The organism is Microbacterium sp. UBA3394, assembly GCF_002358725.1.
GTDB lineage: Bacteria > Actinomycetota > Actinomycetes > Actinomycetales > Microbacteriaceae > Microbacterium > Microbacterium luteum.
Genome location: NZ_DEPK01000162.1, coordinates 2,011 through 11,662, shown reverse-complemented (window position 1 = coordinate 11,662; position 9,652 = coordinate 2,011). Strand labels below are relative to the sequence as shown.

Genomic DNA, 9,652 nt, shown 5'->3' with positions numbered 1-9,652 from the left:
ATCGCACCGGAGATCAGCGCGACGGTGATGATGGCGAAGGTGCCGCCGAACATGGCACCGACGAGGTCATCGCTCGACGCCGAGGCGAGACCGAAGTCGGCGAACGGGTTGCCGGCGAATGCCCAGGTGCTCTCCACGGCGCTCATGTTGAAGCCGTAGAGGATCCAGAGCACGCTCACGAGACCCATCGCGCCGAAGCTCATCATCATCATGCTGACGACGCTCTTGGCCTTGACCAGGCCTCCGTAGAAGAACGCGACGCCAGGCGTCATAAAGAGCACGAGTGCCGAGGCTGTGATCAGCCAGGCGAGATTTCCGCTGTCCATGAAGTTCCTCATCCATGATTGGTGTTACTCGGGTGCCCACGGTGGCCGCGGTTCGGGTGGCGGTCCGGTGGGACGTGCCCCAGTCTCGCGAGCGAGGGTTTCAGGCGGCGTGCGTCGCGTGTTTCGGGTTTGTTACGTCACCGGCGCTCAGGTAAACATCAGGTTTCTCGACGGCGAGAACGTGCCGTGAGATGTCGCGAAGGGCTGGCGCGGGTCAGGCGAGAGTGGACGCGACGAGACGCGAGATGGCGCGCAGGTACTTCTTGCGGTATCCGCCTGCGAGCATCTCGTCGGGAAAGACCCCGTCCAGCGACAGGCCGGTGTTACGGATGGGGATCTGCGCGTCGTAGACGCGGTCGACGAAGGCCACGAAGCGCAGCGCGGCGGACTGATCGTCGAACGTCGTCACGTCGCGCAGGCCGACGGTGGACACTCCGTCGATGAGTCGGATGTATCGGGACGGATGCACCTGCGCAAGGTGGCCGATCACGTCGGCGAACGCGTCGTCGGAGGCGATTCCGACGCTCGCCGCGGCGGAGATCCCGGAGCGGTACTCGTCATCCGTCAGAACGCGCGCATGGCCGTCGACCGCCCGCTGCCGGTAGTCGGTCCCGTCGATCCGGAGCGTGTCGAAGCTCGCCGCCATCGCATGGATCTCCCGCAAGAAGTCCTGCGCCGCGAAACGGCCCTCGCCCAGGGCGTTGGGCGGCGTGTTCGATGTCGCCGCCAATCGGGTGCCGGAGGCGACCAGCTCTCCGAGCAGCCGGGTCATCACCATCGTGTCGCCCGGATCGTCGAGCTCGAACTCGTCGATGCACAGCAGTTCGGCGCCGCGGAACAGGCCCACGGTGTTCTTGTAGCCGAGCGCGCCGACGAGTGCGGTGTACTCGATGAAGGAGCCGAAGTACTTCCGTCGCGCGGGCATGGCGTGGTAGACCGCCGCGAGCAGATGGGTCTTTCCCACGCCGAAGCCACCGTCGAGATAGACGCCGGGCTTCACCTCGGGTGCTTTCCTCCCCCGCCGGAACAGGCCGCCGCGCGAAGCCGCCGTTCGTCCGCCGGCGAAGGTCGCGAGCGTCTCCTTGGCCTCCTGCTGGGAAGGGTAGTCGCCGTCCGCGCGGTACGACTCGAACGTGGCCTGCGAGAACTGCCGCGGCGGCACGAGAGCGGCGACCATGTCCTCTCCGCTCAGCTGCGGCTGACGCTCGGCCAGGTGCACGATTCCGGATCGGGCCGTGGTCGCGGTCATGTCGTCCTTCGTGTCGCGGCGGTGACGGATGCGATCCCCCGGGGGAGAATGGGAAATAGGCTCGAAGGACGCGGATCCACACTACGCCGTCATCCCAGCCGCCCTGCATCGAGGAGAGTTCCGTGCCCGTCGCATACGACCCTGCCGACACCTTCGCCGACTACGCCGCCCCGGAGCGCCTGGTCAGCACGCAATGGCTGGCCGAGCATCTCGGAGCACCGGGTCTGGTCGTGGTCGAATCCGATGAGGATGTGCTCCTGTACGAGACCGGGCACATCCCGGGAGCGGTGAAGGTCGACTGGCACACCGAACTCAACGACCCGGTGGTGCGGGACTACGTCGACGGACGCGGATTCGCCGACCTGATGCGTCGGAAGGGAATCTCCCGCGACGACACCGTCGTCATCTACGGCGACAAGAGCAATTGGTGGGCCGCGTACGCCCTCTGGGTGTTCTCGCTCTTCGGCCACGACGACGTGCGCCTGCTCGACGGCGGACGAGACCTCTGGATCGCGGAGGGCCGGGGCCTCACGACGGAGCGCGCCGAGCGCCCGGTCACGGACTACCCCGTGGTCGAGCGCGATGATGCGACGCTGCGCGCCTACCGCGGCGACGTGCTCGCGCATCTCGGACGACCGCTCATCGACGTGCGCTCCGGCGAGGAGTACGACGGCACCCGGACCTCGGCTCCGGCCTATCCGGAGGAGGGCGCCCTGCGTGCGGGGCACATTCCGACGGCCCACAGCGTTCCCTGGGCCCGTGCCGCAGCGGCGGACGGGACGTTCCGCCCGCGCGCGGAGCTGGAGGCGATCTACCGCGGGGAAGTCGGTCTGCGCGACGCGGACCCGATCATCGCGTACTGCCGCATCGGTGAGCGCTCCAGCCACACGTGGTTCGTCCTGACGCACCTGCTCGGCTTCCCCGATGTGCGCAACTACGACGGGTCGTGGACCGAATGGGGAAGCGCGGTGGGCCTGCCGATCGTGACCGGGTCGGCCCGAGGAGAGGTTCCTTCGCGGTGATGACCGAGCATCCCCTCCCGGCCGCACTGGCGGCGATCCGACACGACTTCCTCGATCTTCCGGAGCCGGACCGCCTGCAGCTGCTCCTGGAGTTCTCCCATGAGCTGCCCGAGATGCCCGCCCGCCTCGCCGACCATCCCGACCGGCAGGAACGCGTGGCCGAGTGTCAATCGCCCGTCTTCATCGTGGTCGAGGTCGACGACGACCACCGCGTCGTCATGCACGCCACCGCGCCCCCCGAGGCTCCGACGACAAGGGGGTTCGCGAGCATCCTCGCTCAGGGCCTCACGGGTCTCACCGCTCACGAGGCTCTCGCCGTCCCGGACGACTTCCCGCAGTCGATCGGTCTGACGCGCGCCGTGTCGCCGCTTCGGATCGCGGGGATGACCGGCATGCTCGGTCGCGCGAAGCGCCAGGTGCGCGAGAGAGTGGCTGCGCGTGAGCGCTGAGCGCACGGTCACCGTCACCGAGGTCGTCCCGCGAACGCTCGACTCCGTGACCACGGACTCCCCCGATGCCGATCGCTGGCTCAGCCGTCGGTACTCCGCCGACGACACCGGCTTCACCCGGCTGAACATGGTCACCTCGGTGACGGGCTCGATCGCCGGTGCCGACGGGACGAGCGAGACCATCACCTCCCCCACCGACCGGATGATCCTCCGCGCCGTGCGTGCCAACGCCGATGTCGTCGTCGTGGGCGCGACCACGGCCCGCATCGAGCGATACCTGCTCCCCGCCAACGCACGCCTCGCCGTGGTGACCGCCACGGGAGATATCGACGGGGTCCGGCTCACCAGGCCGGGGCGTCCGCCTGCACTGGTGCTGTCTTCCCGCGCGCACCGGGCGCGCGTGCGCGCACGGCTCGCCGGCGCGCCGGTGGAGCACGTCACGATCGATGCCGACGAGCAGCTCGATCCGCGTGCGATCGTCGCAGAACTCCGGGAGCGCGGCCTTCCCCGCATCGTTTGCGAGGGAGGGCCGACGATTGCGACACGGTTCCTCGAGGCGGGATGTCTGGACGAGATCTGCCTCACGATCGCGCCCGCGCTCGAACCCGCGGGCACGGCCTTCGTCTCACCGTCGCGACCGCGGGACGCGACGGTGGCGGGGATGCTCGTCGACGACCGCGGATTCAGCTATCTGCGGTTGCACCCGAGAGATCGTGTCGACGCATCCAGTCGCTGATCGCGTGCGACCACCGGTCCTGGTCGTAGTTCCACAGCTTGGTGTGACGCGCGACCTCGAACGCCTCCAGCTCGACAAGGTCGGGCCGGGCAACGAGCAGGTCGTGGGAGGCATCCGACGGCACGAACCCGTCATCGTCGCTGTGCAGGATGAGAACGGGGTGGCGGAGCTCATCCGCTCGCGCAACGACATCGAGGCGATCGAACGGAATCGGTGACCCCGCCCGCGTGAACGCTGTGCCCCACTCCGATCCCAGGGCGTCGATCGCGAGTCGGGTCACCGGCTGCGGCAGGTTCATGATTCCCGCCTGGTAGTCCAGGACGACCCGCCAGTCGATCACCGGCGAGTCGAGGACGAGGCCGGCGATCGCGTCGCGGTGAGCCGAGTTGAGTGCCAGCTGAAGCGCGATCGCACCGCCCATCGACCACCCCATGACGATCACGCGCCGAGCGCCGCGCCGTCGTGCGAATCCGATGGCCGCGTCTACGTCGCGCCACTCGGTCGCACCGAGCGCGTAGGTCCCTGTTCTGCTGCGCGGTGCTTCGCCGTCGTTGCGATAGGAGACGACGAGCGAGGTGATCCCCAGGGCATGGAAGACCGGCACCGCGCGAAGCGCTTCGGAGCGCGTCGTGCCACGGCCGTGCACCTGCACGACCCACGTGGTCCCGTCGCCGGCGGGAAACCGCCACGCCGGGCAGGGCCCGACCGCCGAGCCGATCAGTTCCGGCGTCCAGTCCAGGTGGAGCTCGTCCGGATGACTGAAGTACCAGCCGCTGAAGGCCGCGTCGGGTGCCAGATGAGCACCCGATCCGACGTGGGTGAGCAGCTTGCGCGTGACGGTCTCGTCGTCCGCGGACAGGACGGTGCCGACCTTCACGTAGCTCTCGGTCCCCGTGGTGAACAGGCCGTACCGGCCGGGGAGCACCGTGTCCGCCGTGCGCTGGAGCGTGACCGTCTGCGCTTGCGTGTCGAGATCGAGCAGGCGCGTGTCCGGCCGGCGATTGGCGGGTGTGATCACCTGTCTGGCGACCCGCAGCGAGAGGAGGGACATCGATGTCAGCACCAGCGCCAGCGCACCACCGAGGGCGGTGATCGCGAACCTGAATGCGGTGACGAGGGCGGGGGTGGCGCCGTTCTGCGCGGCGCGCCTGGAGGCGTGCATCGAGGCCTCACTCTAGTCTGTCTCCGTGGCTGTCACCCCTCCTCCCGCGCCGATGGCCTTCGCCTCCGTCGCCGAACAGGTGCGGGCGATGGGCTTCCGCGACGACCTCACCGTCCACGAGATCCCCGCCCCCGGCGGTCTCGCACCGTTCGCACTCGCTCTGGCGGGGGAAGTACGCCCGGAGACGGACGACGGCGTGTCGGCGTACGGGACGGGGCGGTTCATCCTCCTCAACGACCCCGAGGAGCCCGCAGCGTGGAACGGCCCCTGGCGCATCGTGTGCTTCGCCCAGGCGCCTCTGGAGACCGACATCGGCACCGACCCGATGCTCGCGGAGGTCGCGTGGTCGTGGCTGATGGAGGCTCTCTCGGTTCGAGGCGCCGCCCACCACTCCGCGTCGGGCACGGCGACGAAGACCCTCTCCCGCGGCTTCGGAACTCTCGCCGCGGAGGGCGACGGCGCGCAGATCGAGTTGCGCGCGTCGTGGTCGCCCGACGGTGACCTGACCGCGCACGTCGAAGCGTGGGCAGAGCTGACCTGCATGCTGGCCGGGCTGCCGCCCGGCTCCGAGGGCATCGCCGTCCTCGGCTCCCGAAGGAATCCCCGTGGCTGAATACTCCGTCATCGCCGACCGCGACACGTTCCTCGCGGCGTGCGAGACACTCGCCTCCGGCACCGGACCGGCCGCCGTGGACGTCGAGCGGGCATCCGGGTTCCGCTACTCGCAACGCGCATACCTCATTCAGGTCTTCCGTCGGGATGCCGGCGTCTTCCTGTTCGACCCGCCCGCGATCGGCGACTTCGCGGCCCTTCAGCGCGCGATCGGCGACGTGGAGTGGGTCTTCCACGCCGCGAGCCAGGATCTCCCCTCTCTTCGCGAACTCGACCTGGTCCCCGACCGCTTGTTCGACACCGAACTGGCCGCCCGGCTGCTCGGCCACGAGCGCGTCGGACTGGGCGCGGTCGTCGAGAGCACCGTCGGTATCTCCCTCGCCAAGGCTCACTCCGCGTCGGACTGGTCGCAGCGTCCACTCCCCCAGTCCTGGCTCGAGTACGCCGCACTCGACGTGATCCACCTCATCGACGTGCGGGACGCCCTCGCCCGCGAGCTCGCCGAGCAGGACAAGACGCAGTTCGCCCTCGAAGAATTCGACGACGTGCGCGATCGCCCGCCCAAGCCGCCCCGAGAGGAGCCATGGCGGCGGCTCAGCGGATTGCACACGGTACGAGGCCGCTCCTCGCTCGCCGTAGCGCGCGCCCTGTGGGTCGCTCGTGAGGACCTGGCGGCTGCCGAGGATGTGGCCCCGGGCCGTCTGGTACCCGATCGCGCTCTCGTCGCCGCCGTCATCGCGGACCCGCGCTCGAAGCACGACCTCGCGCACGTGAAGGACTTCACCGGGCGCGCCAGCCGGACCGAGCTCGACCGGTGGTGGGCCGCGATCGAAGAGGGTCGCGCGGATGCGAACCCGCCTCGCGAGCGCGCGGGTGGCGGCGACGCGCTCCCGCCGCCCCGTGCATGGGCTCAGCGGAATCCGGAGGCTGACCTTCGGCTCAAGGCGTCGCGCCCGGCGGTGGAGGAACTCGCGGAGCGCCTGAACATGCCCACCGAGAATCTGCTGACGCCGGACACGTTGCGCCGTGTCGCCTGGTCACCGCCGACCGACCTCGACGCGGCGTCTATCGCGGACGCCCTGCGGTCGTGGGGTGCGCGAGCCTGGCAGATTGGACAGACTGCACAGGTGATCGCGGATGCTTTTGTATCTTCCGCCCAAGCCCCGGAGCAGGGGTCCGAGTCGGATTCGTAGGTTCGACCCAACCGATTCCGAGCCCTCCACGGCCGCTCCTAGGCTGTGGACATCCCTGAACTTTGGAGGCAGAGTGGCCGAGCTTTCGGACGTCTACTTCGTCGATGGAATGCGCACCCCGTTCGGGCGCGCCGGCGAGAAGGGCATGTACTGGAACACGCGATCGGATGATCTCGCCGTGAAGGCGACCATCGGACTCATGGAGCGCAATGGCGACGTTCCGAAGGAGAGGATCGACGACGTCGCCATCGCGGCGACGTCGCAGACCGGCGACCAGGGCCTGACCCTGGGCCGAAGTGTCGCCATCCTCGCGGGACTCCCCCAGAGCGTTCCCGGATTCGCCATCGACCGCATGTGCGCCGGTGCGATGACCAGCGTCACCACGATGGCCGCCTCGATCGGGATCGGCATGTACGACCTCGCTCTCGCGGGCGGGGTCGAGCACATGGGGCATCACCCGATCGGCTCCAACGCCGACCCCAACCCCCGCTTCGTCGCCGAGAAGATGGTGGACCCCGGCGCGCTCAACATGGGCGTGACCGCGGAGCGGATCTTCGATCGCTTCCCGCATCTCACCAAGGAGCGCTCGGATCGTTTCGGCATGCTCAGCCAGCACAAGGCGCAGGCCGCCTACGATGCGGGCAAGCTGCAGGCCGACCTCGTTCCCGTCGCGATCAAGGACGCCGAAGGTGCGTGGGCGCTCGCCACCGAAGACGAAGGTCGTCGTCCGCAGACGACGATGGCCGATCTCGCCGGTCTCAAGACCCCGTTCCGTCCTCACGGTCGCGTGACGGCGGGAACCTCCTCTCCGCTCACCGACGGTGCGACCATGTCGCTGCTCGCCGGTGGTGGCGCGGTGAAGGAGCTCGGCCTCGCGCCGAAGATGCGACTCGTCTCGTTCGCTTTCGCGGGCGTGCAGCCCGAGATCATGGGCATCGGCCCCATCCCGTCGACCGAGAAGGCCCTCAGGAAGGCCGGCCTGACGATCGACGACATCGGTCTGTTCGAGCTGAACGAAGCGTTCGCCGTCCAGGTGATCTCGCTCCTGGACCACTTCGGCATCGCCGACGACGACCCGCGCGTCAACCAGTGGGGTGGAGCGATTGCGCTCGGGCATCCGCTCGCCGCATCCGGAGTCCGTCTCATGATCCAGCTCGCGGCGCAGTTCGCCGAGCGCCCCGACGTGCGATACGGCCTCACGGCGATGTGCGTGGGACTCGGCCAGGGCGGTTCGGTGGTCTGGGAGAACCCCCACTACGACGGCAAGAAGCGCAGGAAGTGAGCGGCCTCATGAGCACCTACGATCAGATCGACTTCACGCCCCTGCTGACGCTCTCCGACGACGAGGTCGTCACGCACTCGCGCGTGCGCGACGTTCGCCTGCCCTCGGGCCGGACTCTTGCCCTCATCACGCTCGACAACGGGCGTGACCACAACCGTCCCAACACGCTCGGTCCCCGAACGCTCGTCGAGCTGAACGAGCGCCTCGACGAACTGAAGGACCGTGCGGCCTCCGGTCAGATCGACGCGGTCGCCGTGACCGGCAAGCAGTACATCCTGGCCGCCGGCGCCGACCTGTCCGACATCACTCTCGTCGGATCGCGGGAGAACGCCCGCAAGGTGGCCCAGCTCGGTCACCACGTGCTCGGCAAGCTCGCCGATCTCGGCGTTCCCTCCTTCACGTTCGTGAACGGGCTCGCGCTGGGCGGCGGCCTGGAGATCGCCCTCAACTCCACGTATCGCACCGTCGATGCCTCGGCCGCCGCGATCGCTCTCCCCGAGGTCTTCCTCGGCATCATCCCGGGCTGGGGCGGGGCCTATCTCCTCCCCAACCTGATCGGTATCGAGAACGCGCTCGAGGTGGTCATATCGAACCCGCTCAAGCAGAACCGGATGCTCAAGCCGGCGCAGGCGTTCGAGTTCGGCATCGTGGATGCGATCTTCCCCGCCGCGAACTACCTCGAAGACTCCCTGCGATGGGCTGACGGCGTGCTCGGCGGGTCGATCAAGGTGGAACGCCGGAACCAGCCCGGCAAGATCGAACGCCTCACCAAATGGCCGATCGCCGTCAAGATGGCACGGAACATGCTGGAGTCCAGGATCGGGACCGTCCCCTCATCCCCGTACGTCGCCCTCGACCTCCTCGACCGCGCCAAGAGCGGCACGCGCGAAGAGGGCTTCGCCCGCGAGGACGAGGCCCTCGCAGAGCTCGTCAGCGGCGACCAGTTCGCCGCGTCGATGTACGCGTTCGACCTGGTGCAGAAGCGCGCGAAGCGTCCCGTCGGCGCACCGGACAAGGGCCTCGCGAAGAAGGTCGGCAAGGTCGGCGTCATCGGCGCCGGGCTCATGGCGAGCCAGTTCGCCCTCCTCTTCGTGCGCAAGCTCCAAGTCCCCGTGCTCATCACCGATCTCGATCAGGCGCGTGTCGACAAGGGCATCGCGTACATCCACGAGGAGATCGGCAAGCTCGAGTCCAAGGGGCGCCTCGACGCCGACGCCGCGAACCGCCTGCGTGCACTGGTGCGCGGAACCGTCGACATGTCCGAGTATGCGGACTGCGACTTCGTGATCGAGGCGGTGTTCGAGGAGGTCGGGGTCAAGCAGCAGGTCTTCGGCGAGATCGAGAAGATCATCGCGGACGACGCCATCCTCGCGACGAACACGTCATCGCTCTCCGTGGAGGAGATCGGTTCCACGCTGGTGCATCCGGAGCGCCTGGTGGGCTTCCACTTCTTCAACCCGGTCGCGGTCATGCCGCTGATCGAGATCGTGAAGACGGCGAAGACCGCCGACGAGGCCCTCGCGACCGCGTTCGTCGTCGCCAAGGGGCTCGGGAAGAACGCGGTCCTCACCGCCGACGCTCCCGGCTTCGTGGTGAACCGCCTGCTGGCGAAGGTCATGGG

The 9,652-nt window shown here is 68.5% G+C and carries 9 protein-coding genes and 1 pseudogene; 7 read left to right on the top strand and 3 right to left on the bottom strand.

All coding sequences use genetic code 11. The features are described from left to right. Together B4E30_RS09620 and zapE are read right to left on the bottom strand one after the other, a co-directional pair. A pseudogene (locus tag B4E30_RS09620) lies at positions 1 to 326 on the bottom strand (ammonia channel protein); the annotation flags it as partial. A gap of 214 nt (positions 327 to 540) precedes the next feature. Further along, positions 541 to 1,575, bottom strand: coding sequence for a cell division protein ZapE (zapE, locus tag B4E30_RS09615; protein WP_286795040.1), 1,035 nt, complete (start codon positions 1,573 to 1,575; stop codon positions 541 to 543). A gap of 122 nt (positions 1,576 to 1,697) precedes the next feature. Here zapE and B4E30_RS09610 point away from each other — a divergent pair, with 122 nt between their 5' ends. Genes B4E30_RS09610 through B4E30_RS09600 form a run of 3 tightly spaced genes read left to right on the top strand, consistent with a single transcriptional unit; the run spans position 1,698 to position 3,782 of the window. Continuing rightward, on the top strand, positions 1,698 to 2,597 hold the full coding sequence (locus tag B4E30_RS09610) for a sulfurtransferase (RefSeq protein ID WP_286795038.1): 900 nt from the start codon (positions 1,698 to 1,700) through the stop codon (positions 2,595 to 2,597). Continuing rightward, positions 2,597 to 3,046, top strand: coding sequence for a SufE family protein (locus tag B4E30_RS09605; RefSeq protein WP_286795037.1), 450 nt, complete (start codon positions 2,597 to 2,599; stop codon positions 3,044 to 3,046). Before B4E30_RS09610 ends, B4E30_RS09605 begins: the two co-directional genes overlap by 1 nt. After that, positions 3,036 to 3,782 carry a dihydrofolate reductase family protein gene (locus tag B4E30_RS09600; RefSeq protein ID WP_286795036.1) on the top strand — a complete coding sequence of 249 codons (747 nt, stop codon included), beginning with the start codon at positions 3,036 to 3,038 and terminating at the stop codon, positions 3,780 to 3,782. Before B4E30_RS09605 ends, B4E30_RS09600 begins: the two co-directional genes overlap by 11 nt. Here B4E30_RS09600 and B4E30_RS09595 read toward each other — a convergent pair. Next, a complete protein-coding gene (locus B4E30_RS09595; RefSeq protein WP_286795034.1) occupies positions 3,730 to 4,944 on the bottom strand; it encodes an alpha/beta hydrolase family protein in 1,215 nt (404 codons plus the stop codon). The two genes, B4E30_RS09600 and B4E30_RS09595, sit on opposite strands and share 53 nt — an antisense overlap. Before the next feature lie 52 nt (positions 4,945 to 4,996). Between B4E30_RS09595 and B4E30_RS09590 the strand changes: the two genes are divergently transcribed. From B4E30_RS09590 to B4E30_RS09575, 4 genes are all read left to right on the top strand, one after another. Continuing rightward, on the top strand, positions 4,997 to 5,557 hold the full coding sequence (locus B4E30_RS09590) for a DUF3000 domain-containing protein (RefSeq protein WP_286795042.1): 561 nt from the start codon (positions 4,997 to 4,999) through the stop codon (positions 5,555 to 5,557). Further along, positions 5,550 to 6,749: an HRDC domain-containing protein gene (locus B4E30_RS09585; protein WP_286795032.1), complete on the top strand. Its 1,200-nt coding sequence runs from the start codon at positions 5,550 to 5,552 to the stop codon at positions 6,747 to 6,749. Before B4E30_RS09590 ends, B4E30_RS09585 begins: the two co-directional genes overlap by 8 nt. Positions 6,750 to 6,822: 73 nt before the next feature. Beyond that, positions 6,823 to 8,031 (top strand): thiolase family protein, encoded by a 1,209-nt coding sequence (locus tag B4E30_RS09580; protein WP_071043456.1) that lies wholly within the window; start codon positions 6,823 to 6,825, stop codon positions 8,029 to 8,031. 8 nt (positions 8,032 to 8,039) lie between these two features. After that, on the top strand, positions 8,040 to 9,652 hold a 1,613-nt coding region (locus B4E30_RS09575; RefSeq protein ID WP_286795031.1), incomplete at its 3' end, for a 3-hydroxyacyl-CoA dehydrogenase NAD-binding domain-containing protein.